Annotated in this window: 24 protein-coding genes; 13 read left to right on the forward strand and 11 right to left on the reverse strand. The window is 73.7% G+C overall.

Features of this window, described 5'->3' with window-relative positions; all coding sequences use genetic code 11:
• Window positions 1-19: 19 nt before the first annotated feature.
• Together HKK73_RS11170 and HKK73_RS11175 are read left to right on the forward strand one after the other, a co-directional pair.
• Window positions 20-232, forward strand: a complete 213-nt coding sequence (locus HKK73_RS11170) for a hypothetical protein (RefSeq protein WP_021479923.1) — start codon at window positions 20-22, stop codon at window positions 230-232.
• Window positions 233-756: 524 nt separating this feature from the next.
• On the forward strand, window positions 757-966 hold the full coding sequence (locus HKK73_RS11175; RefSeq protein ID WP_137280644.1) for a hypothetical protein: 210 nt from the start codon (window positions 757-759) through the stop codon (window positions 964-966).
• A 410-nt stretch (window positions 967-1,376) separates the two neighbouring features.
• Here the strand turns inward: HKK73_RS11175 and HKK73_RS11180 are convergent, their stop codons facing one another.
• From HKK73_RS11180 to HKK73_RS11190, 3 genes are all read right to left on the reverse strand, one after another.
• Window positions 1,377-2,930, reverse strand: a complete 1,554-nt coding sequence (locus tag HKK73_RS11180) for an RNA polymerase sigma factor (protein ID WP_171468016.1) — start codon at window positions 2,928-2,930, stop codon at window positions 1,377-1,379.
• Between the two features lie 348 nt (window positions 2,931-3,278).
• On the reverse strand, window positions 3,279-3,680 hold the full coding sequence (locus HKK73_RS11185) for a universal stress protein (protein ID WP_085387770.1): 402 nt from the start codon (window positions 3,678-3,680) through the stop codon (window positions 3,279-3,281).
• 69 nt (window positions 3,681-3,749) lie between these two features.
• Window positions 3,750-4,955 (reverse strand): DUF4192 domain-containing protein, encoded by a 1,206-nt coding sequence (locus tag HKK73_RS11190; protein ID WP_171468017.1) that lies wholly within the window; start codon window positions 4,953-4,955, stop codon window positions 3,750-3,752.
• A gap of 140 nt (window positions 4,956-5,095) precedes the next feature.
• Between HKK73_RS11190 and HKK73_RS11195 the strand changes: the two genes are divergently transcribed.
• Together HKK73_RS11195 and HKK73_RS11200 are read left to right on the forward strand one after the other, a co-directional pair.
• Window positions 5,096-5,665 carry a hypothetical protein gene (locus HKK73_RS11195; protein WP_171468018.1) on the forward strand — a complete coding sequence of 190 codons (570 nt, stop codon included), beginning with the start codon at window positions 5,096-5,098 and terminating at the stop codon, window positions 5,663-5,665.
• 70 nt (window positions 5,666-5,735) lie between these two features.
• The gene (locus HKK73_RS11200; RefSeq protein WP_253705624.1) at window positions 5,736-6,905 is read left to right on the forward strand and encodes a polyprenyl synthetase family protein; all 1,170 of its coding nucleotides are present in this window, start codon (window positions 5,736-5,738) and stop codon (window positions 6,903-6,905) included.
• Between the two features lie 72 nt (window positions 6,906-6,977).
• Here HKK73_RS11200 and HKK73_RS11205 read toward each other — a convergent pair whose 3' ends face one another.
• The gene (locus tag HKK73_RS11205) at window positions 6,978-7,403 is read right to left on the reverse strand and encodes an Rv2175c family DNA-binding protein (protein WP_034655478.1); all 426 of its coding nucleotides are present in this window, start codon (window positions 7,401-7,403) and stop codon (window positions 6,978-6,980) included.
• Window positions 7,404-7,494: 91 nt separating this feature from the next.
• Here HKK73_RS11205 and pknB point away from each other — a divergent pair, with 91 nt between their 5' ends.
• On the forward strand, window positions 7,495-9,525 hold the full coding sequence (pknB, locus tag HKK73_RS11210) for a Stk1 family PASTA domain-containing Ser/Thr kinase (RefSeq protein ID WP_171468019.1): 2,031 nt from the start codon (window positions 7,495-7,497) through the stop codon (window positions 9,523-9,525).
• A 93-nt stretch (window positions 9,526-9,618) separates the two neighbouring features.
• On the opposite strand, the gene HKK73_RS11215 is transcribed toward pknB, so the two are convergent.
• The 3 genes from HKK73_RS11215 to HKK73_RS11225 all read right to left on the reverse strand — a co-directional run bounded on the left by HKK73_RS11215 (window position 9,619) and on the right by HKK73_RS11225 (window position 13,131).
• Window positions 9,619-10,968, reverse strand: coding sequence for a class II 3-deoxy-7-phosphoheptulonate synthase (locus tag HKK73_RS11215; RefSeq protein WP_171468020.1), 1,350 nt, complete (start codon window positions 10,966-10,968; stop codon window positions 9,619-9,621).
• Window positions 10,969-11,008: 40 nt separating this feature from the next.
• Window positions 11,009-12,235, reverse strand: a complete 1,227-nt coding sequence (locus HKK73_RS11220) for a pyrophosphate--fructose-6-phosphate 1-phosphotransferase (RefSeq protein ID WP_074807116.1) — start codon at window positions 12,233-12,235, stop codon at window positions 11,009-11,011.
• A gap of 110 nt (window positions 12,236-12,345) precedes the next feature.
• Window positions 12,346-13,131: a 1-acyl-sn-glycerol-3-phosphate acyltransferase gene (locus tag HKK73_RS11225; protein WP_228075234.1), complete on the reverse strand. Its 786-nt coding sequence runs from the start codon at window positions 13,129-13,131 to the stop codon at window positions 12,346-12,348.
• A 57-nt stretch (window positions 13,132-13,188) separates the two neighbouring features.
• Here HKK73_RS11225 and HKK73_RS11230 point away from each other — a divergent pair, with 57 nt between their 5' ends.
• Window positions 13,189-13,833, forward strand: coding sequence for a hypothetical protein (locus HKK73_RS11230; RefSeq protein WP_144723360.1), 645 nt, complete (start codon window positions 13,189-13,191; stop codon window positions 13,831-13,833).
• A 37-nt stretch (window positions 13,834-13,870) separates the two neighbouring features.
• Here the strand turns inward: HKK73_RS11230 and HKK73_RS11235 are convergent, their stop codons facing one another.
• On the reverse strand, window positions 13,871-14,818 hold the full coding sequence (locus HKK73_RS11235; protein WP_043658218.1) for an ROK family glucokinase: 948 nt from the start codon (window positions 14,816-14,818) through the stop codon (window positions 13,871-13,873).
• 251 nt (window positions 14,819-15,069) lie between these two features.
• On the opposite strand from HKK73_RS11235, the gene HKK73_RS11240 reads away from it, so the two are divergent.
• A complete protein-coding gene (locus HKK73_RS11240; protein WP_171468021.1) occupies window positions 15,070-16,887 on the forward strand; it encodes a long-chain fatty acid--CoA ligase in 1,818 nt (605 codons plus the stop codon).
• Window positions 16,888-16,957: 70 nt separating this feature from the next.
• Here HKK73_RS11240 and HKK73_RS11245 read toward each other — a convergent pair whose 3' ends face one another.
• The gene (locus HKK73_RS11245) at window positions 16,958-18,337 is read right to left on the reverse strand and encodes an NYN domain-containing protein (RefSeq protein WP_171468022.1); all 1,380 of its coding nucleotides are present in this window, start codon (window positions 18,335-18,337) and stop codon (window positions 16,958-16,960) included.
• Between the two features lie 132 nt (window positions 18,338-18,469).
• Between HKK73_RS11245 and HKK73_RS11250 the strand changes: the two genes are divergently transcribed.
• Together HKK73_RS11250 and HKK73_RS11255 are read left to right on the forward strand one after the other, a co-directional pair.
• Entirely contained in the window at window positions 18,470-20,326 is a 1,857-nt protein-coding gene (locus HKK73_RS11250; RefSeq protein WP_137280650.1) for a DEDD exonuclease domain-containing protein, read from the forward strand.
• The gene (locus HKK73_RS11255) at window positions 20,305-20,586 is read left to right on the forward strand and encodes an Lrp/AsnC family transcriptional regulator (protein ID WP_034654744.1); all 282 of its coding nucleotides are present in this window, start codon (window positions 20,305-20,307) and stop codon (window positions 20,584-20,586) included. The genes HKK73_RS11250 and HKK73_RS11255 overlap by 22 nt, the downstream gene beginning before the upstream one ends.
• A 7-nt stretch (window positions 20,587-20,593) precedes the next feature.
• Here the strand turns inward: HKK73_RS11255 and trpD are convergent, their stop codons facing one another.
• Both trpD and HKK73_RS11265 read right to left on the reverse strand, forming a co-directional pair.
• Complete coding sequence (gene trpD, locus HKK73_RS11260; RefSeq protein ID WP_171468023.1) at window positions 20,594-21,691, reverse strand: anthranilate phosphoribosyltransferase; 1,098 nt, start codon at window positions 21,689-21,691, stop codon at window positions 20,594-20,596.
• Between the two features lie 34 nt (window positions 21,692-21,725).
• Window positions 21,726-22,163 (reverse strand): response regulator transcription factor, encoded by a 438-nt coding sequence (locus HKK73_RS11265; RefSeq protein WP_021481151.1) that lies wholly within the window; start codon window positions 22,161-22,163, stop codon window positions 21,726-21,728.
• A gap of 317 nt (window positions 22,164-22,480) precedes the next feature.
• On the opposite strand from HKK73_RS11265, the gene HKK73_RS11270 reads away from it, so the two are divergent.
• From HKK73_RS11270 to HKK73_RS11285, 4 genes are all read left to right on the forward strand, one after another.
• Window positions 22,481-23,131 (forward strand): heme-copper oxidase subunit III, encoded by a 651-nt coding sequence (locus tag HKK73_RS11270; RefSeq protein WP_081600224.1) that lies wholly within the window; start codon window positions 22,481-22,483, stop codon window positions 23,129-23,131.
• A gap of 73 nt (window positions 23,132-23,204) precedes the next feature.
• The gene (locus HKK73_RS11275; RefSeq protein ID WP_021481149.1) at window positions 23,205-23,984 is read left to right on the forward strand and encodes a c-type cytochrome; all 780 of its coding nucleotides are present in this window, start codon (window positions 23,205-23,207) and stop codon (window positions 23,982-23,984) included.
• Window positions 23,981-25,042 (forward strand): ubiquinol-cytochrome c reductase iron-sulfur subunit, encoded by a 1,062-nt coding sequence (locus HKK73_RS11280; RefSeq protein ID WP_034654741.1) that lies wholly within the window; start codon window positions 23,981-23,983, stop codon window positions 25,040-25,042. The genes HKK73_RS11275 and HKK73_RS11280 overlap by 4 nt, the downstream gene beginning before the upstream one ends.
• A complete protein-coding gene (locus HKK73_RS11285) occupies window positions 25,039-26,793 on the forward strand; it encodes a cytochrome bc complex cytochrome b subunit (RefSeq protein WP_021481147.1) in 1,755 nt (584 codons plus the stop codon). The genes HKK73_RS11280 and HKK73_RS11285 overlap by 4 nt, the downstream gene beginning before the upstream one ends.
• The last annotated feature ends 40 nt before the right edge of the window (window positions 26,794-26,833 follow it).

Here is a 26,833-nt window from a genome sequence, read left to right on the forward strand (position 1 = left end):
GGGATGGTTTGATGTTCATGTGACTGCTACGACGACCACCACCGAACCGCTGACCGCGGCCGACCGCTGCGACCGCTGCGGGGCCCAGGCGTACGTCCGTGTGGTCCTGCCGAGCGGCGAGCTGCTGTTCTGCGGCCACCACGCGCGGGCGCACGCGGATGCCTACACCGACCTCGCGACGTCCATCCAGGACGAGACCGACAAGCTGCTCGCGGAGCACGGCGCGCGCTGACGCGCCGGTCCGCCGAGCACCGTCCCGCACCAGGAGCGCACGACCGCGGGGGCCGGCTCCACCGCCCGGTCCCCGCGCCACGACCTCAGACACGACGAGGGCCCCGAGGAGATCTCCTCGGGGCCTTCGTCGTGCGACGACGACGGGCGGCCGGCGGCGTGCACCGGCCGCGCGCCGCGACGTGTCGGTCGAGGTGGTCGCGCACTCTAGGTGGGCGCTGCGCACAACCGTTGATTCACAGCGATTCCAGCCCTCCGCGTGAAGCGCACGAGGAACAGCGGTGTCGACCAGTTCGTCATGCGAGCACGCAACGGAAACTCCCGACGTCACTACTGCCCACAGGCCGACGACGTTGTACGCGATCGGCCCGGCCCAGAGCCGCCAGCGTCCCAGGGCGCTCCGAGGCTCGTCACCGCGACGGACTACAGCAGAACAGGCGTCCGGACGCGCCGGAGGACGCGCACACGAGTTCTGAGGCGTCATCCGCTGGAGCGAGCGATCCCCGCCGGTCCTACCGTGAGCGAATGACCACGCCCACCGGCAACACTCGCAGAATCGCACTGCTGCTGATAGTCGCCATGGCCTGCACGCTCACCGGGGTGGTCGTCGGCGCAATCTCGGACGGGTGGGACCCGCTCCGCGTCGGTATCGGGACCCTCGCCGTTCTCGTCGTCATCGGCGTGGTCATCGAGTCGATCCGGCAACGACACACGGGGCGACGACGCAAGAGCTAGCCGCGGGTTTGACCCCCAGCAGACCCGCCTACCGTGTCGATCGCGGGATTCGTCCGTTCCGGGACGGGCTCGACGCATAACCCGAACGCAAACGGCACGTTCTAAGCGCGCCCGACGCCTACCCGTGATGACGTTTGAGCGCGTCCGCGACCTCACGCCACGTCGCGCCGTAGACGCCGCGGACGAGACGAACGCGAGCACGCCGCGTTGACGCTTGCTCGTGGTGCCGTCCGCATCTTCGGTGCGAGCAGAGCGCCCGCAGATCAAGGGCGGCACCCGGTGATGTGCTCACGCGTCGCGACACTAGCGCGGATATCTGTACGAGCAACGCTGCACGACGAAGCCGCAGGCCCGGGATGCGTGCTAAACGCGCCCCAACCTGCGGCTTCGTCGAGAACTGACCTACCGACTCAGTCGAGGTAGTCGCGCAGCACCTGCGAGCGGCTCGGGTGGCGCAGCTTCGACATGGTCTTCGACTCGATCTGACGGATGCGCTCACGCGTCACGCCGTAGACCTTGCCGATCTCGTCGAGCGTCTTGGGCTGGCCGTCCGAGAGGCCGAACCGCATGGAGACGACGCCCGCCTCGCGCTCGCTCAGCGTGTCGAGCACCTGGTGCAGCTGCTCCTGCAGGAGCGTGAAGCTCACCGCGTCCGCCGGGACGATGGCCTCGGAGTCCTCGATGAGGTCGCCGAACTCGGAGTCGCCGTCCTCGCCGAGCGGCGTGTGCAGCGAGATGGGCTCGCGGCCGTACTTCTGGACCTCGACGACCTTCTCCGGGGTCATGTCGAGCTCCTTGGCGAGCTCCTCGGGCGTGGGCTCCCGGCCCAGGTCCTGCAGCATCTGACGCTGCACGCGCGCGAGCTTGTTGATGACCTCGACCATGTGCACCGGGATACGGATGGTGCGCGCCTGGTCCGCCATCGCTCGCGTGATCGCCTGCCGGATCCACCACGTCGCGTACGTCGAGAACTTGTAGCCCTTGGTGTAGTCGAACTTCTCGACCGCACGGATCAGACCGAGGTTGCCCTCCTGGATCAGGTCCAGGAACAGCATGCCGCGACCCGTGTACCGCTTGGCCAGCGACACCACCAGACGCAGGTTCGCCTCCAGCAGGTGGTTCTTCGCCCGCTTGCCGTCGTGCGCGATCCACTGCAGCTCACGCTTGAGCTTGCGGTCCAGGTCGTCGCCCTCGGCCGCGAGCTTCTCCTCCGCGAACAGACCGGCCTCGATCCGCTTCGCGAGCTCGACCTCCTGCTCCGCGTTCAGCAGCGCGACCTTGCCGATCTGCTTGAGGTAGTCCTTGACCGGGTCGGCCGTCGCACCCGCGGTCACGACCTGCTGGACCGGGGCGTCGTCCTCGTCCGCGTCGGAGACGACGAAGCCGGTCTCCTCGGGCTCGTCGCTCGGCGCGGCGACGGCAGCCTTCTTGGCGCCCGGCTCCGCAGCCTCCTCGTCCTCGGTCACGTCGATCTCGAGGTCCTCGATCTCGACCTCGGCGTCGTCCTCGTCGTCGTCCTTCTTCTTGGCGCGCGCGGGCGTCGCCTTGGACTTGGCGGGGGCCTTGGCCGCGGTCTTGCGGGCGGCGGGCTTGGCGGGGCCGGTCGACGGGGTCTCCGCACCCTCGGCGTCGGCCGCCGGGGCGGCCTTCGTCGTGGTCGTGCGCTTGGTCGCCGACGCGGACTTCGTCGCGGCGGGCTTGGTGCGCGCCGTCGTCGTGCTGCGCGGGGAAGCCGCCGCGGCCACCTTCGTCGTGGTCGGGATGTCGACCTCGACGCCGGCGCCCGCGAGCGCGCGGAAGACCGCCTTCAGCCGCTTGGCGTCGTTGACGGCAGCCTGCTCGCACGCGGTGCGGAAGCTCTCGGCGTCGACGCGACCGTTCGCGCTGCCGCGCCGCAGGAGCTCCTGCAGGGCGGGGTGCTCGAACTCTCGCGGGAGTGCGGAAATCGGGGTTGAGGGCGCCACAAACCGACCTTTCGGCAATCATGGGGGGCGGTAGGGCCGCCGGAGCGGGGACGTGAACCGTGAAGTGCGGGCTGCTCTGGACTCTCACGGTGAGTCGTCGGGCTCTGGCGGACTACCTATATTGTACCGGCGATCCGTGCGCCGGACGCCGCGACACGGGGTGATGTCGGACCTGACCGCCTCCCGACGGCCCGGCGCACCACGTCGTCACGACGTTCGTCACCCGGTTCGTGACGTGTACAACGGGTCGGGACCCTGGAAGATTCCCCCGCCCACCCTGCCCCTCACCCGGCGCCCACCGCGCGCCGGACCGCAGGGATCCACGTCCGCGCGCCGACGCGCGGCGGCTCAGACGCCGGCGGGCCGCTCGGGCTTGACGGCCAGCACGGGGCAGGGCGCGTCGAGCAGGATGCGCTGGGCGTTCGAGCCGAGGATGAGCTTGCCCACGGGGCTGCGCCGACGCAGCCCGATGACGATGAGGTCCGCCGACGACCGCTCCGCGGCGCCCACGAGGTCGTCCGCGAGGTCCGACGAGCCCTGCTCGCGGCGCAGCGTCGTGCCCGTCCCCTCGAGGCGTGCCTCCACGCGTCGCAGGTCGTCCTCGTGCGCGGCGACGAGCTCGGGAGTCGCCATGGAGGCCTCGGTCACGACGACGACGAGGTCGGTGCCGCGCCGGACGGCCTCGGTGGCCGCGCTGTCGAGAGCCTCGCGACCCTCGGGCGTGCTCAGGTGCGCGACGACGACGCTCATGTGTCCTCCGGAGACGGCTCGTGGGTGCGGCCGGCCGCGGGGGCGACCGCAGGTCGTGTTGCGTCGAACCTACCCGACGTCGTGCGTGTCGGCGCACGCGTCCGCGCGGACCCAGCCCGGCGGGACCCCGGCGTCGAGCGCGCTCGCGAGCAGCAGCGCGAGCCGGTACGTCGGGTCCTCCGCGAGCGCCTCGGCCAGCCGCCGACGGGCCCGGCCGCCGTCGCCGTGCCACCAGGCCACGAGCGCCAGGAGCGTCAGCGCGGGCGCGGTGCTCCCGCGCGGCGCGTGGGCGACCACGCCCTCCAGCACGGCCCTCGCCGGTCCGGTGACCGCCGGGTCGGGCGCGAGGCCCGCGCCTGGGTCCACGACGGCCGCGATGGCGCGGCCCGTCCCGGCGTCCACGTCCCCGCCCCGCACGGTGCGGTCCGGCAGGTCGTCGGTCCCCGGCACGAGAGACAGGAGCACGGCGTCGCGCACAGGGACCGACTCCAGGCCCGCCGCCAGGCGCCCGAGGACCGTCGCGGCGGGCACCGCGGCACCGGCGCCGTCGCCGACCGGTCCGCCGTCGGCCCGCCCGCCGTCCCTCGCCCGGTCGCGCGCGACGACCTGCGCGACCGCGGTCCGCCACAGCGCGAGGGCGGACACCCGGGCCGCGACCCGGGACGCGACGTCGTCGCCGGCCGCCACGGACCGGGCACGGTCGCGCACCCGCCGTGCCGCGCGCGCGGCACGGCGCCGCGCGTCCGCGCCCGCGGGCGGGATCCGCAGCGCCTCCTCGCGCGAGTCCGCGAGCGCCGCCCCGGACAGCACCATGTGCGCGCCGACCTCGCTCGACTCGAGCTCGCGCAGCGACCTTCCCTCCGGCGGGCAGCAGTCGTCCTCGGGGCAGTCGAGCGCGTACCAGCCCGTCGACGACACGACCCACGCCTCGACGGGCCCGTGGTGCGGCTCGGCGGCCTCGCGGCAGTGCTCGACGGCGGCCCGCACCCGCGCGGCCGCGACGCCCGCCGCGCGCAGCGGCGCGTCGGAGTAGACGACGAGCACGACGCGGCGTGCGCCGTCGGCCGCGAGGTGCCCCACGACGGACCGCGCGAGCTGCGGCCCGTGCTCGACGTCCGCCGCGTCGGCGACGTCGACGCGCACGACGAGACCGATGCGGCCGCGCGGTGGCCGCAGCCCCACGAGGACGACGCTGTCCTGCGGTCGGTAGCCGAGCCGGAAGGGGACGTAGGCGAGGAGCTCGCGCGGGCCCTGGGCCCGGATGAGGGTCGTCATGCGCCCATCCCAGTCGGTCGGGGCGGCGTGCGGGGCGCCCGCCGCCCGGCTGTGGACGACGCGGGGCGGGCACCCGGGGCTGTGGTCGGCCCCCGACCTCGGTGGTGGCTCGCGCACGCGCGGGTGACTACGGTGTGCGCGTGCCACCACGAACCCGCGCCGCCGCGCACCCGGCGCTCTCCCCCGCCGGCCGGGCCGCCGTCGTCCTCGTCGCGGCCGTGCTGGGCTCGACGCTCGCGGGGTGCCAGGCGGACCTGGGCGACGTGCAGGGCGCCGCGGCACCCCGGGAGGAGCAACCGGCGCCGGACGCCGACTCCGGCGCGCCGGGCACGCCGCTGCCCGACTACGACGCCGCCTCGGCGGTCGGGGACCTGGTGGAGGGGTTTCCCGCCGCGCTCGTCCCGGTGGCGCCGGGCGCCGAGGTGCTCGCGAGCTCGGCGCGGCCGTCGCAGGACGGCGCGCTCGTGGACGTCACGCTGAACCTGCGCTCCACGGACACGGTCGAGGCGCTCACCGCCTACTACACCGACACGCTGGGCGTGGCCGGTTTCGCGGTGTCGCCGTCGACCGTGCCGAGCGCGCTCACCTCGCTCACCACGTTCGTCCGCACGACGGCGCCCGAGGCCCCGACCGAGTCGGTCGCCGTCGGCGTCTTCGACGACGAGACGGAACGCCTCGTGACGATCAGCGGCCAGGTCGCCCCCGGCTGAGGTGCCGCGCCGCCCGACCGCCACGAGACCGGGCGGGCAGGGTGGCGCCCGCTCCGCATAGGCTGCCCCCGTGCCGAACCCGTCGCTGCCGACCTCGCCCTCCGTCCCTCCCCAGGCGTCCGAGGACCTCACCGATCCGAGCCCCGCCGCGCTCGTCGACCGCGAGGGGGTGCGCGCCGGCGTCGACGACGCCCTGCACGCCTCGACCGCGGCGCTGCGCGCCGAGCTCGCCGGGACCCACCCGGACACGGACCTGCTCGCCGACGCGACGCAGGAGCTGCTCGCGGGCGGCAAGCGCCTGCGCGCCGCGTTCTGCTACTGGTCGTGGCGCGCGCACGGCGGTGACGCCGCGGGCCCGCACCGGTCGACGGTGCTGCGCGCCGGCGCGGCGCTCGAGCTGTTCCAGGCGGCGGCGCTCTTCCACGACGACGTCATGGACTCCTCCGACACCCGGCGCGGCCGCCCGACGGCGCACCGCGCCTTCGCGGCGCGCCACCGCGACCTCGGCTGGTCCGGCGACGGCGCGCGGTACGGCGAGAACGCCGCGATCCTGCTCGGCGACCTCGCGCTCATCGCGAGCCACCGGGAGCTCGGCGACGCGCTCGACGACCTCGCGCCCGCGGTCGCCAGGCGGTCGCGACGCGTGTTCGGCCGCATGCAGACGGAGGTCACGGCCGGCCAGTACCTCGACGTGCACGCGCAGGTCCTGCCGTGGGGCGAGGACCCGGCGGCCGACGAGGAGCGGGCCCGGGCCGTCATCCGCTCGAAGTCCGCGCGCTACAGCGTGGAGCACCCCATCGCGCTCGGCGCGGCGCTCGCGGGGGCTGACGACGACGCGGTCGCCGCGACGAGCGCGTTCGGCCTGCCCGTGGGCGAGGCGTTCCAGCTCCGCGACGACGTGCTCGGCGTCTTCGGCGACGCGCAGGTCACCGGCAAGCCGGCCGGCGACGACCTGCGCGAGGGCAAGCGCACGGTGCTCGTCGTGCGCGCGCTGGCCGCGGCGACGCCCGCGCAGCGCGAGCTGCTGCTCACGCACCTGGGCGACCCGGACCTCGACCCGGCCACGGTGGAGGACCTGCGCGCCGTCCTCGTCGAGACGGGCGCGCGCGACGCCGTCGAGTCGCTCATCGCGGAGCTCACCGAGCGCGCCGCGGCCGCCCTCGACGGGGCCGGGCTCGCGGAGCCGGGCGCGACGATGCTCGCGCTGCTCGCGCGCGCCGCCGTCGAGCGCACGGCCTGACCGCACTGCCGCCCGTCGGCCCGGCACAGGCCCGGCACAGGCCCGGACGATCGGGGCGGCGGGCGGAACGCGTCAGAGCTCGGACTGCGCCACGCGGCGCACGCGCGCCTTGTGCCCGCTGAGGAGCGTGTCGAACGGGGCCTCGCCGAGCTCGTCGTGCGGCGTGAAGAGCCACTCGAGGATCTCGGCGTCGTCGAAGCCGGCGTCGGTGAGGACGACGATCGTGCCCTGCAGGCTCGACAGGACTCCCACGCGGCCGCTCTCGTCCGGGCGGCCGGCGTTCGCCGGGTCGACCAGGTGCAGCGGCACGAGGAAGCGCGCCGGGACCTGGAACGTCGTGCGCTCGCCGCGCTTCACGCCCACGACGCGCCGCTCCTGCACGAGACGGCGCACCTTGCCGACGTCGGTGCCGAGCGCCTCGGCGACGTCGGGGAGGGTCAGCCACTCGCCGACGAGGTCGTCGAGCGTGGGGCGGGGGCTGGTGTCGCGATCGGTCACCGGGCAAGCCTACGGCGTGCCTCCGCACGACACCCACGCCGTGCGCGCCGCGCTCACCGGATCGTGACACCTGGCCACCTAGACTCTCCCCGTGGCCACCGTGACGACCGATCCCCTCGTCGGCCGCCTGGTCGACGGGCGGTACGAGGTCGTCTCGCGCATCGCGCGAGGCGGCATGGCAACGGTGTACCTCGCGATCGACCGTCGGCTCGAGCGCGAGGTCGCGCTCAAGGTCATGCACCCCCACCTCGCCGAGGGCGCGTCCGGCGCCGACTTCGTCTCCCGCTTCCGCCGTGAGGCGCGCGCCGCGGCCCGCCTCACCCACCCGGGCCTCGTCGCCGTGTACGACCAGGGCCTCGACGGCGACACGAGCTACCTGACGATGGAGTACGTGGCGGGGTCGAACCTGCGCCGCACCATGCTCACCGAGCGCACCTTGACGCTGGGTCGCACGCTCGACGTGCTCGACCACGTGCTCGACGCGCTCGCCGCCGCCCACCGCGCGGGGCTCGTGCACCGCGACATCAAGCCCGAGAACGTCCTGCTCGACACCGAGGGCCGGCTCAAGGTCACCGACTTCGGTCTCGCGCGCGCCGTGAACGAGGTGACCGCGACGACGACGGGCACGATCCTCGGGACCGTCGCCTACCTCTCCCCCGAGCTCATCGCGACCGGCACGTGCGACGCCCGCACCGACGTCTACGCCGCGGGCATCCTCGCGTACGAGATGCTGCTCGGCACCGTCCCGCACACCGGCACGACGCCGATCCAGGTCGCGTTCCAGCACGTGAACAACGACGTGCCGCCGCCGTCGGACGTCGCCCCGTGGATCCCGCCCGAGGTCGACGACCTGCTGTGCGCGCTCGCCGCGCGCGACCCCGCCGACCGCCCGGCCGACGCCGGCGCCGCGCTCGCGCTGGTGCGCTCGACCCGGGCCGCGCTCGACCCGGCCGACCTCGAGCGGCGCGTCGACCCGCCCGCCGGGGGGTCCGCCGTCGTGCCGCCCCCGCCGGGACCGGGCCCGCGGACCGAGCCCGACGACCCGTCCGCCGCCGTGACCGCGTCCCTCGCGGCGCTCAGCCTGCGCGACCGCGAGGCCGCGGGCCTCACCGAGCCGCTCGCCGTCGGGCACGTCGTCGCGCCGACCACGCGGCCCGCCCCGCCGCCCCCTGCTGCCCCGGCCCCGGCGCGGCGACGTGGCCACGGCCGCGTGGTCGTCTGGTCGCTCGTCGTCCTCCTCGTCCTCGCGGGCGTCGGCGGCGGCGCCGCGTGGTGGTTCTCGTCCGGGCCCGGCGCCTACACCCAGGTCCCGGACGGCCTCGTGGAGGCGTCGCGCCCGGAGGCCGTCGCGATCCTCGACGACGCGGGCCTCTCCCACACGGTCGAGGAGCGCTACGACGACGCCGTGCCCGAGGGCGCCGTCGTGGCGACCGACCCGGCGTCCGGCGAGGACGTGCGCAAGGACGGCAGCGTGCAGCTCGTCGTGTCGAAGGGCGTGCGGATGCTCACGGTGCCGACCGGCCTCGTGGGCGCGACGCAGGAGGAGGCGACCGCCGCGATCGAGGGCGCCGACCTGACGCTCGGCGACCCCGTCGCCACGCCGCACGACGAGGTGCCGTCGGGCCAGGTCATGGCCGTGAAGGACCCCGACGGCAACGTCATCGAGGAGGGCGCCACGATCCGGCACGACGTGCCGGTGGTGCTCACCGTCTCGTCCGGGCCCGCGCCCGTCGTCGTGCCGCAGGTCACGGGATCCGCGAAGGACGCCGCGGTCGCCGCGCTCGAGGAGCAGGGTCTCAACCCCGCGGTCACCGAGGAGTACTCCGAGACCGTCGGCGCAGGGCTCGTGATCCGCCAGGACCCCGAGCAGGGCTCCGACGCCCACCGGAAGGACACCGTGAACCTCGTGGTGTCGCTCGGGCCCCCGCTCGTCGAGGTTCCGAACGTCAGCACGCGCAACGTCGCCGACGCCGAGAAGGCCCTGAAGGACGCGGGCTTCCAGGTGGAGGTCCGCTACCCGCAGGGCATCCACCCGCTCAACATCGTCTACGCCCAGGACCCCCCGGGCGGTGACGGGCGCACTGCGCCCAAGGGCTCGACGATCGTCCTCAACGTCTTCTGACCTCGCGCGCCGCGCAGACGGCCGTGGCCCGCCCCGACCACGGGACGGGCCACAGCCCTGCGCTCGACGGGAGACGGCCGTCTCCCCACGCCCTCAGCCGCGCAGCATCTCCGCGACCTGGAAGGCCATCTCCAGCGACTGCTGGTGGTTGAGGCGCGGGTCGACGAGGGTCTCGTAGCGCAGGGCGAGCCCCGCGTCGTCGATCTCCTCGCTCCCGCCCAGCACCTCGGTCACGTCGTCGCCCGTGAGCTCGACGTGCAGCCCGCCCGGCACGGTCCCCGCGGCGCGGTGCACCTCGAAGAAGCCGCGCACCTCGTCGAGGACGTCGTCGAACCGGCGCGTCTTGTAGCCGCTCGCGGACGTGATGGTGTTGCCGTGCATGGGGTCCGTGACCCACGTGACGGGCACGCCCGCGCGCGCGACGGCCTCGACGAGCGGCGGGAGCGCGTCGCGCACGTTGCCCGCGCCCATGCGCGTGACGAAGGTCAGGCGGCCCTCGACGTCGTCGGGGTTGAGACGGCGGGCGAGCTCGAGCGCGACGTCGGGCGTCGTCGTCGGGCCGAGCTTGACCCCGATCGGGTTCGCGACGCGCGAGAGGAAGTCGACGTGCGCGCCGTCGAGCTGGCGCGTGCGCTCCCCGATCCACAGGAAGTGGGCGGAGGTGTCGTACGCGTCCCCCGTGCGCGCGTCGCGGCGCGTGAGCGCGCGCTCGTAGTCCAGCACGAGCGCCTCGTGGCTGACGAAGAACTCGACGGTGCGCAGCGCGTCGAAGTCCGCGCCGCACGCGTCCATGAAGCGGATCGCGCGGTCGATCTCGGAGGCCGTGCGCTCGTACCGCGCGTAGGCGGGGTTGCGCATGAAGCCGCGGTTCCACTCGTGGACCTGGCGCAGGTCGGCGAAGCCACCGGTCGTGAACGCGCGCACGACGTTCCACGTCGCCGCGGAGATCTGGTACGCCTGGACGAGGCGCTCCGGGTCGGGGATGCGCGCCTCGGGCGTGAAGGCGTGCCCGTTGATCATGTCGCCGCGGTACGCGGGCAGGGTCACGCCGTCGCGCGTCTCCGAGTCGGAGCTGCGCGGCTTGGCGTACTGCCCCGCCATGCGGCCCATCTTGACGACGGGCATGCTCGCGCTGTGCGTGAGGATGACCGCCATCTGGAGGATGGTGCGGATCTTGTTGCGGATCCGGTCGGCGTTCGCCTCCGCGAACGTCTCGGCGCAGTCGCCCCCCTGCAGGAGGAACGCCTCGCCCCGCCCGGCCGCGGCCAGGCGGGAGCGCAGTGTGTCGGCAGCCGCCGGCACCACGAGCGGCGCGGAGGCCGCCAGCCGGTCACGGACGGCGTCGAGCGCCGCCTCGTCCGGCCACGTCGGCTGCTGGAGCGCGACGAGCGTGCGGAAGTGGTCGAGCCCGGAGTCGGTGCCCGGCTCGCTCGTGGTGGTCATACGGCGTCCCCTGACGAGGTTCCTGGTGCGGTGGTGCCGGTCAGTGGGCCGCGGGCGCCGCGGGCACGAGCGGCTGGCCGATGCCCTCGAGGAGCTCGCCGAACCACTGCTGCGACACGTCGAACGCCTTGCCGCCGGCGATGCGCGGGAACTCGATGGCGCGCAGGCGGTCGCCGTTCTCCTCGTCGTGGCCGATGACGCCCGACTCGCCGCGCAGCGCGCACTCGACCGCGAGGTCGGTCATCGACTTGATGAGGCGCAGGTCCTCGGCGTTCGCGGCGGCCGCGCGCGAGAAGTAGCCGGACTTCTGGACCATGACCTTCTCGGCGCCCAGCTTCTCGGCGAACTGCTTGGCGAACCACTGGCCGGGGTTGACCGTGTCGAGCTTGACGTGGCCGAACGGGTCGCGCTGGACCTCCTCGCCCGCCGCCTCGAGCTGCGCCACGATCTCGTGCATGCCGGCGCCCTCGGACAGGAAGATGTTGACGTTGCCCTGCTCGTCCATGATCGCCTTGAGGCGCTCGGCCTCGGCGTCGATGTCGAGCGCGAGCTCCGGCAGGAAGACCGCGTGGACGTCCCAGCGCTCGCGCGTCAGACCGAGGGCCGGAGCCCACTCCTGGGCGTCGAGCCACTTGCGGTACTCGGCGGCGGAGGCCGCGGTGAGCCAGCCGCAGTGCCGGCCCATGACCTCGTGCACGATGAGCATGCGCGGGCCCGAGCGGTGCTCGCCGATGACGTTGGCGGCGAAGCCCGCGGCCTCCTCGGCGGCGGTCCACGCGCCGAGCGACTGACGGATCGGGATCACGTCGTTGTCGATCGTCTTCGGCAGGCCCACGACCGTGAGCTCGTAGCCGTTCTCGTGGAGGTACGCGGCGAGGTCGGCCGCGGTCGTGTTCGTGTCGTCGCCGCCGATCGTGTGCAGCACGTCGACGCCGTCCGCCTTGAGCTGCTCCGCGGCGACCTGCAGCGGGTCCTGGCCCTCCTGGACGAGGCCGCGCTTGACGCAGTCGGCCGCGTTGGTGAGCTTGACGCGCGAGTTGCCGATCGGCGAGCCGCCGAAGCGGTGCAGGATCCCCGCCTGCTTGCGCCCCTCGGAGTCCACGACGATCTTCGTGCCGGTCAGCAGGCCGTGGTAGCCGTACTGGTAGGCGATGATCTCGATCTCCGGGTCGAGCTCCGTGTACCGCTCGATGAGACCCCCGACCGCGGAGGACAGGCACGGGGCGAAACCGCCCGCGGTGAGGAGGGCGACGCGACGAACCGACATGTGAACTCAGAACCTCTCGTAGGACGGATCCTGGCCGGACGGACGCGGTCCGGCGGGGTGGCGGCGACGGGGCTCGGGCCCTGCACGGGCCCGGCGCGACCGGCCGTCGCTCAGTCTACTGACGCCGCGCCGGGCTCCGGCGGCGGTTCCGGGACCTGGACGTCCGGGGCGGGACGCCCGCCGGGGGCTCCGCCCGCCACCTCGGACTCGGTGTGGCCCGCCGCGAGACGCGCCTTGGCCGTGGCCGCGTAGATGTCGACGTACTCCTGCCCGGACAGCCGCATGATCGCGTACTGGATCTCGTCGGCGACGGCGCGCAGGATGAAGCGGTCGTTCTCCATGCCGCGGTAGCGCGAGAAGTCGAGCGGCTCGCCGATGACGACCCCGATGCGCATCGGCGTGGGGATGACCTTGCCGATCGGCTGCGCGATGTTCGTCCCGACCATCGCGACCGGGACCACGGGGGCGCCCGACTCGAGCGCGAGGCGCGCGACGCCCGTCTTGCCGCGGTACAGCCGCCCGTCCGGGCTGCGCGTGCCCTCGGGATAGATGCCGAACAGGTCCCCCTCGCGCAGGACGCGCAGGCCCGTCTCGAGCGCGGCCTCGCTGGCCTTGCCGCCCGCGCGGTCCACGGGGATCGTCCCGACGCCGCGCATGAAGCCCGCGGTCAGGCGGCCTTTGACGCCCGTGCCCGTGAAGTAATCGGACTTGCCGAGGAACTGGACCTTGCGGTCGAGGACGAGCGGCAGGATGAACGAGTCGATCACCGCGAGGTGGTTGCTCGCGAGGATGGCACCGCCCTCGTCCGGCACGTGCTCGACGCCCCGCGTCCAGGGACGGTACAGGAGCCGCAGGATCGGGCCGACCATCACCTGCTTCATGAACCAGTAGAACAACGTTCCTCCTCGCGGGGTCCCGGCGCGGGACGTGCATCCGACTCTAGAGTGATTCCCATGGCCGCACCGAACGCCCAGCCGGACTCCCCGCAGCCCGACGACGTCCCCGACCCCACGCCCGACGACGCGGCGCCGGGTGCGGACCACCCTGCCGCCGACGACGGGGAGGCGACGGCGCCGCGCGACGAGTCGCCCGAGCCCGCGCTCGACGTCGACGCCCGGTGGGCCGGCATCGTGGCCGAGCTCGCGGACCTGTCCGAGCTCGACCGGTCCGAGCCGGGCGCCCGGCCAGGCGACGACCCCCGGGCCGCGCAGGACCCGACGGCCGGAGCGCCTGAGGGCTCCCCGCGCAGCGGCCGCGACGTGCTCGGGTCCGTGCCCGTGGCGCCCTGGGTGCGCCCGACGGGGCCGCGGGACTGGCCCACGACGCCCGAGGTCGAGGACCTCGAGGAGGCCGAGAGCCACTTCGTGCCGCCGGACCCGCCGCTCGTCCTCGGGCGCGACCCGCTCCTGACGATGGCGTGGGCGCTCGTCGTCGGCGTGCCGATCCTGCTGCTCGTCGTGCTGGTCGTGGCACGCCCGTACCCCGTGCTCGTCGCGCAGGTGGGCGGCGGCGCCTTCCTCGTGGGGCTCGCGATCCTGCTCTGGCGCATGCCGCACCGGCGGGACGACGACGACCGGGGGCCGGGCGCCGTCGTCTGACGCCCGCGCCTCCCCCGCACCGCGCCCGCGCCGCCCGTCAGCGGCGCGCGAGGTCCGCGGCGCCGACGATGCCCGCCTCGTTGCCGTGCTCGGCGAGCTCGATCCGCGCCTCCGGGCGGTGCCCGCGCGCGGAGAGCTGGTCGGCGAACGCGCGCCGCACCGGCTGGAGCAGGAGGTCGCCCGCCGCACCGACGCCGCCGCCGATGACGATGAGCTCCGGGTCGAGCAGCGCCGTGACCGACGCCGCGCCCTCGCCGATCCAGCGGCCGAGGTTCGCGAGCAGCTCGACCGCGAGGTCGTCGCCCTCCTGCGCGGCCTGGGTGATCTGGGGACCGTTGAGCTTGTCCGGGTCGCCGCCGCAGATCTCGAGCAGGCGCGTCGCGCGGTCCGGCTGGGCGATGAGGGCGTTCTGCCCGTCGCGCACGAGGGCGCGCCCGGACGCGTACTGCTCCCAGCAGCCCTCGTGGCCGCAGCCGCAGTAGTGCCCGCCGGGGACGACGCGCATGTGGCCGACCTCCGCCGCGACGCCCCACTTGCCGCGCACGAGCTCGCGGTCGACGACGATCGCGCCCCCGAGCCCCGTGCCGACCGTGAGCATGAGCATGTCGGTCGCGTCGCGCGCGACGCCGAACTGGAACTCCGCCCAGCCGGCCGCGTTCGCGTCGTTCTCCACGACGATCGGGACGTCGACGTCGCCGATGAGCTCGCGCACGTTGCGCGCCAGCGGGTACTCGCGCCACGCGATGTTCGGCGCGAAGAGCACCGAGGTGCGGTCCGGGCTGACGAAGCCGGCCGCCGCGAGGCCCATCGCGCCGACCTCGTGGTCGGCGGTGAGCTCGGCATAGACGTCGGCGATGGCGCGGTCGATGCTCGCGACGTCGTCGGGCTCGGTGTCGCGGCGCGTCTGGACGAGGATCTCGCCCTTCTCGTCGACGACCCCGGCCGCGATCTTCGTCCCGCCGATGTCCACCCCGATGGCGTGCATGTCCCGTCCTCTACTCGCTCGGTTCCGCTGACTGCAAGGTCTCGCTGCGGGTGCTCGCCCGCTCACGGACCACGCACGACGACGGGGCCTCGACCCCGCGCCACGGGTCGGGCCACCGGAACTCCGCGCCCGCGCGAAACGTTGCGCAAGCAGCGCACAGCACCTGAAGCCTACCGACAACGGCAGGTCTCGGGCACACGCCGCCACTGGGTAGGGTTCTCCCACCGTCGACTACTGCCACTGGAGCCAGAATGGACGAGATCAGCGCCCCACGGATCGTCGAAGTCGATCCCTCGAAGAACCTCAACGACCTCCTCGCGAGCCGCGTCGCGGCCGACCCGGCCGCGCCGATGGTCGAGCGCCGCACGGGTGCCGACGGTGCGTGGCAGGCGCTCAGCGCGCGCGAGTTCGACGCCGAGGTCGTCGCCGTCGCGAAGGGGCTCGTCGCCCGCGGCATCCAGCCGGGCGACCACGTGGGCATCATGTCGCGCACGCGCTACGAGTGGACCCTGCTCGACTGGGCGACGTGGGCGGCGGGCGCCGTGCCCGTGCCGCTCTACGAGACGTCGAGCCCGGAGCAGGTGCAGTGGATCCTCTCGGACGCGGACGTGCGCCTGCTCGTCGTGGAGACCGAGGCGCACGCGGCGACGGTCGAGGAGGTGCGCGACCAGGCCCCGGCCCTGCAGGACGTGCTGGCGATCGACACGGGCGCGATCGCCACGCTCACGGCCGACGGCGCCGGCGTGGACGACGCCGAGATCGTGCGCCGACGCGGCCTGGCCGACCTCGCGGACGTCGCGACGATCATCTACACGTCCGGCACGACCGGCCGCCCCAAGGGCGCGGAGCTCACGCACCAGAACTTCTACTCCCTCACGGTCAACGCCGTGGCCGCCGTGCCCGAGGTCTTCGGGGAGCCGGGCGGCCGCACGCTGCTGTTCATGCCGCTCGCCCACGTGTTCGCGCGGTTCATCGGCGTGCTCGTGGTGGCCGGCGGCACGGTGCTGGGCCACACGCCGGACACCAAGACGCTGCTCGAGGACCTCGGCACGTTCAAGCCGACGTACATCCTCTCGGTGCCGCGCGTCTTCGAGAAGGTCTACAACTCCTCGGAGCAGAAGGCGGCCGCGGGCGGCAAGCTGAAGATCTTCCACTGGGCCGCCGCGACCGCGATCGCGTACTCGCGCGCGCTCGACGAGCCGTCGGGGCCGGGCATCGGGCTGCGCCTGCAGCACAAGGTCGCGGACGCGCTCGTCTTCAAGAAGCTCCGGCACGCGCTCGGCGGGCGCGCGAAGTACGCGGTCTCCGGCGGCGCGCCGCTCGGCGAGCGCCTCGGCCACTTCTACCGCGGCATCGGCGTGCGGATCCTCGAGGGCTACGGCCTCACCGAGTCGACGGCGCCGACGAGCGTCAACCGCCCCGGGAACACGAAGATCGGGACCGTCGGCGAGCAGCTCCCCGGCTGCGGCGCCCGGATCGCCGAGGACGGCGAGATCCTCCTGCGCGGGGACCACATCTTCCGCGGCTACCACAACAACGAGCAGGCGACCGCGGACGCGTTCGTCGACGGCTGGTTCCGCACCGGCGACCTCGGCTCGCTCGACGAGGACGGCTTCCTGCGCATCACCGGGCGCAAGAAGGAGATCATCGTCACCGCGGGCGGCAAGAACGTCGCGCCCGCCGTCCTCGAGGACCGGATCCGCGCGCACGCGCTCGTCTCGCAGTGCGTCGTCGTGGGCGACCAGAAGCCGTTCATCGGCGCCCTGGTGACGCTCGACCCGGAGGGCCTGCCCGGCTGGGCGAGCATGCACGGCAAGGAGCCGCTGACCGTCGAGCAGGCGGCCAAGGACCCGGACGTCCTCGCCGCCCTCGACGCCGCGGTCACGCGCGCGAACCAGGCGGTCTCCCGCGCCGAGTCGATCCGCAAGTTCACGGTCCTCACGACGGACTTCACGGTCGAAAACGGCTACCTCACGCCGTCGCTCAAGGTGAAGCGCAGCGAGGTGCTCAAGGACTTCGCGGCCGACGTCGAGGCGATCTACGTGGACGGGCCGGCGCCCGTCCGCTGACACGGCCCGGGGCCCTCGTCCCCCGCGCACCACGGCCCTCCCCGGCAGCACGCCGGGGAGGGCCGCGTCGTCAGCGGCGGGCGAGCCGCGCCAGGAGCGCGTGGGCCGGGACGCACGCCGCGCCCATCGCCTGCACGTCGTCGGCGACGGCGCGGTCGCTCGTCACGACGACGACCGGGCGCCCGGGCGGCTCGGCGGCGACCAGGCGCCGGATGAGGTCGTCCGCGATCTCCCCCGACGAGAACAGCACGCGCACGCCGCGCGGGGCGTGCACCGGCCGGGGGCCGCCGTCGGCGCCGTCGAAGCACACGGTGACCTCCGTGCCGGCGGCGGCCACGCGGAGCAGGCCGGAGAGGAGGCGGTCGCGCTGGTCCGCGAGCGACAGCTCGCCGTAGCCCGTCTTCGTCACGTTGTAGCCGTCGACGACCAGGTGCGTCCGCGGGACCGACAGCAGGTCGTCGACGAGCGCCGGGTCGTCCGCCGCGCGGCCGCGCGACCCCGGCCGGGGACGCGCCGCGTCCGGCAGCCCGGCGGCGACGTCGTCGGCGGGCGTCGTCGTCGACGGGCCGAGCGCGAGCTCGTGCCGGAGCCCCGCCGCCGCGTCGACCACCGTGTCCAGCAGGAGCCGCGCGCGGGCCGTCGCGAGGTCGGCCGACGACGTCCGCGCCCGGCGTGCCTCGTCCCGCTCCGCGCGCGCCCGGGCCAGCTCGACGGCGGCCGCGCGACGTTCCTCGCGCGCGTCCCGCAGTGCGACCTCGGCGGCGTCCCGCTCCCCCTGCGCCGCCCGCTCGGCGGCCCGCGCCTCGGCCCGCGCCCGGTCCGCGTCCGCGCGCAGCCGCCGCTCGGTCCGGCGTACCGCGGCGAGCTCGGCCGTCGCGGCCTCGGCGCGCGCGTCGGCGTCGCGGGCACGCGCCCGGAGCTCCTCGACCTGGCGGGCGAGCCGGTCGCGCTCGACGCGGAGGCGGGCCGCGTCGTCCCGGGCCGACCGGTCCGCCCGGAGGGTGTCGTCGAGCGAGCGAGCGCGCTCCACCTCCGTCTGCCAGCCGTCGGGCCGCAGGAGGAAGGCACCCGCCGCCCGCTCGCGCACCTGCGCCGGGGACAGGCCGTCCGGGGGCGCGGCGTCGGGCTCCGGCTCGCTGTCGTGCTCGCGGGACCAGGCCGCGGCGACCGCGTGCCGGAACCCGGCGTCGTCGACCAGGGCCCGCCACAGGGGCGCCGCACCGGCCGACGCCCGCCGCCGGGGCGCGAAGCCCCGCACCCGCTGGAGCGCGACCGGGACCAGTGCCGTGTCGAGCGCGCCGAGCGCGTCCGCCGCGGCGGCCACGAGGAGGCTGCGGACCGACGGCGGCACGTCCGGCTCCGCGGGCAGGGCGTCCTCCGGTCCGTCGGCCACCATGCGCCGCGCCTCCTCCGCACCTCGTCCGCGGGTCACCACGGGCGCTTCGTCCATGATCGTCCTGATTCTCTCGGTCCCACCCTATGCCGCCCGGGGACGCGCGCCGCGGCTCCCGGCCTTCGTGTCGGCGGGCGACCGACGGACCTCGCGGCGGCGGTGTCGGTGGCCCTCGCTAGCCTCGCCGCCATGTCGTCCGGACCCGCCCTCGCCGCACCCCGCGCCGGGTCCGCACCGCAGGGCGTCCCCGTCCAGCCCACGCTCGAGGACCTCGGCACGCCGCTGCACGAGGTGACGTTCGTCGTCGTCGACCTCGAGACGACCGGCGGCTCCCCCGCGGGCGCCGGGATCACGGAGATCGGCGCGGTGAAGGTGCGCGGCGGCGAGGTGCTCGGCGAGTTCCAGACGCTCGTCGACCCCGGGGTGCCCGTCCCCGCCTTCGTCGCCCGGCTCACCGGCATCACGTCGTCCATGGTCGCCACCGCGCCCCGCATCGAGGCCGTGCTGCCCAGCTTCCTCGAGTTCGCGCGCGGCGCCGTGCTCGTCGCGCACAACGCCCCGTTCGACATCTCGTTCCTCAAGGCCGCGTGCCGCTCCGCGGGCTACGACTGGCCCGGGAACCAGGTGCTCGACACCGTGCCCCTCGCACGGCGGGTCGTCACGCGCGACGAGGCGCCGAACCACAAGCTCGCGACGCTCGCGGCCCTCTTCCGCGCCACGGTCACGCCGGACCACCGCGCGCTCGCCGACGCACGCGCCACCGTCGACGTGCTGCACGCGCTCCTCGGCCGCCTCGGCCCGCTCGGCGTGACGCACCTGGAGGACCTCGCCGGGGCGACGGACCCCGTGCCGCAGGACGTGCGCCGCAAGCGCCACCTCGCCGACGGCCTGCCGGACGCGCCCGGCGTCTACCTCTTCCGCGGCCCCGGCGACGAGGTGCTGTACGTCGGCACGTCGACGTCGATCCGGCGCCGCGTGCGGTCGTACTTCACGCGCTCGGAGAAGCGCGGGCGCATCACCGAGATGGTGCGCATCGCGCACGCCGTCACGCCCGTCGTGTGCGCGACGCCGCTCGAGGCGCAGGTCCGCGAGCTGCGCCTCATCGCCGAGCACGCTCCGCGGTACAACCGCCGGTCGCGGCACCCGGAGCGCATGACGTGGGTCCGGCTCACCGACGAGGCGTACCCGCGCCTCTCGCTGGTCCGCGACGTCCGCGCACCGGCGGCGCACATCGGCCCGTTCGCCTCGCGGCACCAGGCCCAGGCCGCCGTGGACGCCCTGCACGACGCCTTCGCGCTCCGCCAGTGCACCCGGCGCCTCCCCGTCGTCGCCTCGCCCGGCGCGACGGCGTGCGTGCTCGCCGAGATGGGCCGCTGCTCCGCCCCGTGCACGGCGACCGAGCGCGACGCGGGCTACGGCGACGTCGCGGCGGGCGCGCGCGAGGCCTTCGAGGGCGACCCGTCGCGCGTGGTCGCCGAGCTCGGGCGCCGCATCGTGGCGCTCTCGCGCGACGAGCGCTTCGAGCAGGCCGGCGAGCTCACCCAGCGCCTGCGCGCCTTCCTCACGGGTGCGGCGCGTGCGCAGCGGCTCGCCCCGCTCGCCGCGTGCGCCGAGCTCGTCGCCGCGCGCCCGACGGACGCCGGCGGGTGGGAGGTCGTCGTCGTGCGGCACGCGCGGCTCGCCGCGACCGGCGTCAGCGCCCCGGGCACCGACCCGTGGCCGCTCGTGCACGCGCTCGTCGCGACGGGCGAAACGGTGGCACCACCCGTGCCGCCGGCCCCCGCGAGCCATCCGCACGAGGCCGAGATCCTGCTGTCGTGGCTCCAGGAACCAGGCGTGCGGATCGTCGACGTCACGGGCCCCTGGGCGTGCCCGGTCCGCTCGGCCGGGTCGCACGTGGACCTCGCGGCCACGGCCCGCCACGTCGCGCGCCACGCGGACGCCGACGGCGCCGACCTGGCCCACGCGTCGGCCGGGCCGACCGTAGAGTGGTCGCCTGACGACGACCCGTCCCCGGAGGAACCATGCTCACCGCCATCGTCCTGATCGACACCGACCCCGCACGCATCCCCGAGGTGGCGTCGGAGGTCGCGGACCTGCGCGGCGTCAGCGAGGTCTACTCGGTGACGGGCAAGGCGGACCTCGTCGCGATGGTGCGGGTCCAGGAGCACGACCAGCTCGCCGACGTCATCGCGGACCGCATCAGCAAGGTCCAGGGCGTCGTGCGCACCGAGACGTTCATCGCGTTCCGCGCCTACTCGAACGTCGACCTCGAGCAGGCGTTCGCCCTCGGCCTCGACGACTGACCGGCGGTCAGTCGCGCGCCGCGGCCTCCGCCCAGCGGGCGAGCGCCGCGCGCGCGGCGCCGGAGTCGACGCTGCGGGCCGCGACGTCGTAGGCCGCGCGCAGCCGCTCGACGAGCGAACCCTCCGCGGTACCGGGCAGCGTGCCGTCGGCGACGAGGCCCGCGGCCGCGTTGAGCAGCACGGTCTCGCGCACCGCGCCCGGCTCGCCCGCGAGGAACCGGCGCGCGACGTCGGCGTTGTGCGCCGCGTTCCCGCCCCGCAGGTCCTCGACGGTGACGGGCGTCAGCGCGAGGTCGGCGACGGGGTCGAGGCGGTGCTCCGTCACGGCGCCGTCGCGCACCTCCCACACCGTGGCGCCGCCGGTCGCCGCCAGCTCGTCGAGGCCGTCGTCGCCGCGGAACACGAGCGCCGACGTGCCGCGCCCGGCGAGCACGCCGGCGATGAGCGGCGCCATCCGGGCGTCGGCCACGCCGATCGCGGCCGCGCGCGGCTGCGCGGGGTTCGTCAGGGGGCCGAGCACGTTGAACGCCGTCGGGATGCCGAGCTCCTTGCGCGCGACGCCCGCGTGCCGCATCGACGGGTGGAACACCATGGCGAAGCAGAAGGTGATCCCCGCCTCCTGCACGATGCGCGCCACGCGGTCGGGACCGTGGTCGAGCCGGATCCCGAGCTCCTCGAGCACGTCCGCGGCCCCCGACGACGACGTCGCGGCGCGGTTGCCGTGCTTGACGACGCGCACGCCCGCGCCCGCGATGACGAGCGACGCCATCGTCGAGATGTTCACGGTGTGGGCGCGGTCGCCGCCCGTGCCGACGATGTCCACGGCGGGCCCGTCCACGGAGAAGCGGCTCGCGTGCGCGAGCATCGCGTCGGCGAGACCGGTGAGCTCGGCGACCGTCTCGCCCTTCGCGCGCAGCGCGACGAGGAAGCTCGCGAGCCTCACGGGCGAGACCTCGCCCGACATGACCTGGTCCATGGCCCACGCGGTGCGCTCGGCGTCGAGGTCGTTCCCCACGACGAGCTCGGTGAGCAGACCGGGCCAGGTGAGCCCCGCACCCGTCGAGTCGCTCGTGGTCGAGGCGGCAGGGTGCGGGGTGGCGGTCACGGGTGGCCCTTCGGCTGGTCGGTCTCCTGGTCGGCTACCGCGTGCCGGAGGCGCGCAGCAGGTCGGCGACGGCGCGCTGGAGGGCGACCGCGTCGAACGGCCGGGGCACCGCGTCGTCGGCGAGCGACCACGATGCTAGCCAACCGTCCTGCGGCCTGCCGGTGAGGACCAGGACCGGCGGGCAGGCGTAGATCTCGTTCTTGAGCTGGCGGCACAGACCCATGCCCCCGGCCTTGTCCGCCTCGCCGTCCAGGACCAGCAGGTCCCACCCGCCGGCGTCCGCCGACGCCACGACCGCCGCCGGGGTGGCCACCTCGTGCCACTCGATCTCCGGCTGCCCCGCACCCAGCCGTCGCCCGACGGCGAGCAGCACCTGCTCGCGCACGGTCACGTCGTCGCTGTAGAGCAGGATGCGCGGCGCGCGCGGGGTCACGTCCGTGTCCCCGTGCGTCGTCGTCACGGTCGTCGTCATCGTCGTCACCGTCGCCTTCGTCGTTCCCTCGGGTGGGCCCGGGAGCGCGCGGCGCCGCGGGTGGCGGACGCACGTCCCGACTGGCATCTTGGCACGTCGGAGCGCTCCGCAGCACCCCTGCGGCGGGTCGCGCGCCGACCGGCGGCGGACCGGGGACCAAGGGCCCTGGCCCGCGCCCCGGACGCCCGGGTTTCATGGCACTCGGACGGTTTCCGTCACCAAGTGCAGGTCTCCGTGGGAAGTTCTGGAGACATTGTGAGATTCACCGCCTCCGGGCTGCCGTCTGCGTGCCGCGAAGCTGAGGTTCGTCGGCCATAATGGCTCCTGTGTCGACCGCAACGGCTGCCCCCCACGCCCATCAGCACGTGAGCGTCAACCGACCGAACCCCGTCTCGGTCGGGACGATCGTGTGGCTGGCCAGCGAGCTCATGTTCTTCGCCGGCCTCTTCGCCATGTACTTCACGGTCCGCGCCGTGATGCCCGCCGACGAGTGGGCCCTCGAGGCGGACAAGCTCAACCTGACCTTCGCGGCGATCAACACGACCGTCCTGGTGCTGTCGTCGGTGACGTGCCAGATGGGCGTGTGGGCCGCCGAGCGCTTCCAGCCCGTCCGCACCGGCTCGATCCTCCAGGTGAACCGCTGGGGGATGAACGAGTGGATGACGCTGACGTTCCTCATGGGCGCGTTCTTCATCGGTGGTCAGATCTTCGAGTACGCCGAGCTCGTCGAGCACGGCGTGTCGATCTCCTCCACGCCCTACGGCTCCGTCTTCTACATCACGACCGGGTTCCACGGCCTCCACGTCGTCGGCGGCCTGATCGCCTTCCTGTTCCTTCTCGGCCGCTCGTTCTCGGCCAAGAACTTCGGGCACCACGAGGCCACGACGGCCATCGTGACGTCCTACTACTGGCACTTCGTCGACGTCGTGTGGATCGCGCTCTTCTTCGTGATCTACATCTTGCGCTGACGTCGCGCCCGGGGTCCGCCCCGGACCGCCCACCCGCCCCCTGCTCCCCCACCTGCGAGACGAGGATCATTTCGTGAAGGCACTCGCCGCCCGCAGACACCACCGCTTCGCGCCGGTCGTGCTGCTGCTGCTGGCGCTGCTGGTCACCGGTGGCGTCTACGCCGCCTTTGCCCCGACTTCGGCCAACGCCGAGACCGCCAGCACCGAGGACATCGAGACCGGCCAGAAGCTGTTCCAGGCCAACTGCGCCACGTGCCACGGGCCGAACGCCGAGGGCACGGCCACCGCGCCCTCGCTCGTCGGTGTCGGCGCCGCGTCGGTCGACTTCCAGGTGTCCACCGGCCGCATGCCCATGCAGATGGACGGTCCGCAGGCCATCCAGAAGCCGCGCCAGTTCGACGAGGAGCAGACGGCGCAGCTCGCCGCCTACGTCGCGTCGCTCGGCGCCGGCCCCGCGATCCCCACGGACGAGCAGGTCGACGCAGCGCTGGGCGACCCGGCCAACGGTGCCGCGGTCTTCCGCACCAACTGCGCGATGTGCCACAACGCGATCGGTGCGGGCGGTGCCCTCTCCGAGGGCAAGTTCGCTCCCCCGCTGTGGGACACCTCGGAGCGCAACATCTACCAGGCGATGCTCACCGGCCCGCAGTCGATGCCGGTCTTCAACGACGCCACCGTGACGCCCGAGGAGAAGCGGGACGTCATCGCGTTCCTCGCCGAGCAGCGCGACGGTTCCGCCGGCGGCCTGTCGCTCGGGTCGCTCGGTCCGGTCAGCGAGGGCCTGTGGGCCTGGATCGTCGGAATGGGCCTCCTCATCGGGGCCGCAGTGTGGATCGGAGCGAAGTCCTCGTGAGCGACTACCAGAGCCCCCGCTCGTCCGAGTCCTCGCATCGCGAGGTCGGGCACCGCGAGGAGCACGGCACCCTCGACACGTTCCCGGACCCCGGTCTGCCGGAGCACAAGAGCCGCATGGCCGACCGCGACCCGAAGGCGTCGAAGCGCGGCGAGCGTCAGGTCGCCGCCCTCTTCGGGATCTCGGTCATCGGCACCATCGCGGCCCTCGTCGTCTACTTCGTGATCCCGCCGGACGGGACCACCGCGGGCGTCCGCCTCTCGACGGTGACGCTCGGCGTCGCCATCGCGTTCGCCCTGCTCGGCATCGGCTTCGGCGCGGTGCACTGGGCCAAGGTCCTCATGTCCGACCACGAGAAGGTGGACGAGCGCCACCCCATCGCGAGCGACCCCGAGACGCGCACCGCCGCGCTCGCCGAGCTCGACGCGGGCGTCAAGGACTCGGGCATCGCCCGCCGCGGCGTCCTCAAGGGCGCGGTCATCTCCGCCCTCGCGCTCTTCCCGCTCACCATCGCGGTCCCGCTCGTCGGGAGCGTCGGTGGCGACTGGAACGTCTCCAAGTTCAAGCACACCCTCTGGCAGCGGGGCACGCGCCTCGCGATCGACCCCTCGGGCCGGCCCATCAAGGCCGCCGACGTCACCATCGGCTCGGTGGTCCACGTCATCCCCGAGGCCTCGCAGGAGGAGATGCAGTCCCACGAGTGGATCACGGAGAAGGCCAAGGCCGTCGTCCTCCTGGTCCGTCTCGACCCGCGCGACATCGTGTCCGAGCAATCCCCCGCCGGGGAGAGCTGGTCGTACGACGGCATCGTCGCGTTCTCCAAGATCTGCACGCACGTCGGCTGCCCCGTCGCTCTCTACGAGCAGCAGACGCACCACCTGCTGTGCCCGTGCCACCAGTCGACGTTCGACGTGGCCGACAGCGCCAAGGTGGTCTTCGGCCCCGCGAAGCGGCCCCTGCCGCAGCTGCCGATCACCGTTGATGACGAGGGCTACCTGGTTGCGCAGAGCGACTTCCACGAGCCCATCGGCCCGAGCTTCTGGGAGCGTCTGAAGTGACCACCAGCACCGGAACCGCCGCACCTCGGGCGGCCGCACCGAAGTCAGCCGCGCCGACGACCCCTGCCGGGAAGGCCGCGGACTACCTCGACCAGCGCACCGGCATCGGTGTCGCCGTCAAGGAGTTCGCGCGCAAGGTCTTCCCCGACCACTGGTCGTTCCTCCTGGGCGAGATCGCGCTCTACTCGTTCGTCGTCCTGATCCTCACCGGCATCTTCCTGACGATGTTCTTCGTCCCGAGCATGTCCCTGGTGACGTACCACGGCGAGCCCGCCTCCATGGACGGCGTGCTCATGTCCGACGCGTTCGCGTCGACGCTGCACATGTCGTTCGAGGTCCGCGGCGGTCTGCTCATGCGGCAGATCCACCACTGGGCCGCGCTGATCTTCATGGCGTCGATCGTCACGCACATGATGCGCGTGTTCTTCACGGGCGCGTTCCGCAAGCCCCGCGAGGTCAACTGGCTCGTCGGCATGCTGCTCATGATCATGGGCCTCGCCGCCGGCTTCTCCGGCTACTCGCTGCCCGACGACGTCCTGTCCGGCAACGGCCTGCGCATCACCGATGGTGTCGTCAAGGCGATCCCGCTCATCGGCTCGTACATGTCGTACTTCATCTTCGGCGGCGAGTTCCCGGGCGAGCACATCATCCCGAGACTCTTCACGGTCCACATCCTCCTGGTGCCGGGTCTGATCCTCGCGCTGGTCGCGCTCCACCTGTTCTTCGTCGTGCTCCACAAGCACACGCAGTACCCGGGTGGCGGCCGCACGGACACCAACGTGGTCGGCTTCCCGCTGTTCCCCGTGTACGTCGCGAAGGCCGGTGGCTTCTTCTTCGTCGTGTTCGGCATCCTCGCCCTCATGGGCGGCACGATGGCGATCAACAACGTCTGGAACTACGGCCCCTACGACCCGTCACCGGTCTCCGCGGGAGCACAACCAGACTGGTACATGCTGTTCCTCGAGGGGTCCTTGCGACTCATGCCGGGGCAGACGGAGTTCGTGATCGGCGGGTACACGCTGTCGCTGAACGTCCTCATCCCCGCGGTCGTCGTGCCGGGCCTGCTGTTCACGTTCCTCTTCGTCTACCCGTTCCTCGAGTCCGCGGTGACGAAGGACAAGCGCGAGCACCACGTCCTCGACCGCCCGCGCAACGTGCCGGTTCGTACCGGCCTGGGCGTCGCGTTCCTCACGGCGTTCATCATCCTGGCGCTCGCCGGGTCGAACGACCTCATCGCGACGCACTTCCACATGTCGATCAACACGATCACCTGGGCCTTCCGGATCCTGATCTTCGTGGGCCCCTGGTTCGCGTTCTGGGTGACCAAGCGCATCTGCCTCGGGCTGCAGCGCAAGGACCGCGAGCTCGTGCTGCACGGCCACGAGACCGGGCGGATCGTCCGGTTCGCGCACGGCGAGTACATCGAGGTCCACCGCCCGCTCGACGAGCAGGAGCGCTGGCTGCGGGTCAACTACTCCGCCCACGCCCCGCTCGAGATCGAGCCGGCGACGGACTCCCGCGGCGTGCGTCGCAAGGGCTACAAGAAGGACAAGCGTCTCCAGCGCCTGTCGCGTTTCTTCTACGAGGACCGCATCGAGCCCGTGACGCCGGCCGAGCTCGCCGCCGCGCACTCGCACGGTGAGCACGACGCCCTCGAGAGCACGAGCCACGAGCAGATCGAGGCCGGGACCGCCCCCGTCGGCGGCGGTCGGGACCTCGTGGAGCCGGAGAAGGGCGCCGACGAGCGCTGACCTCCGGGTTCCTGCACAGTAGGACGATGACCCGCGACCA

Origin of the sequence: Cellulosimicrobium sp. 72-3 (genome assembly GCF_013127315.1) — a bacterium.
Lineage (GTDB): Bacteria > Actinomycetota > Actinomycetes > Actinomycetales > Cellulomonadaceae > Cellulosimicrobium > Cellulosimicrobium funkei.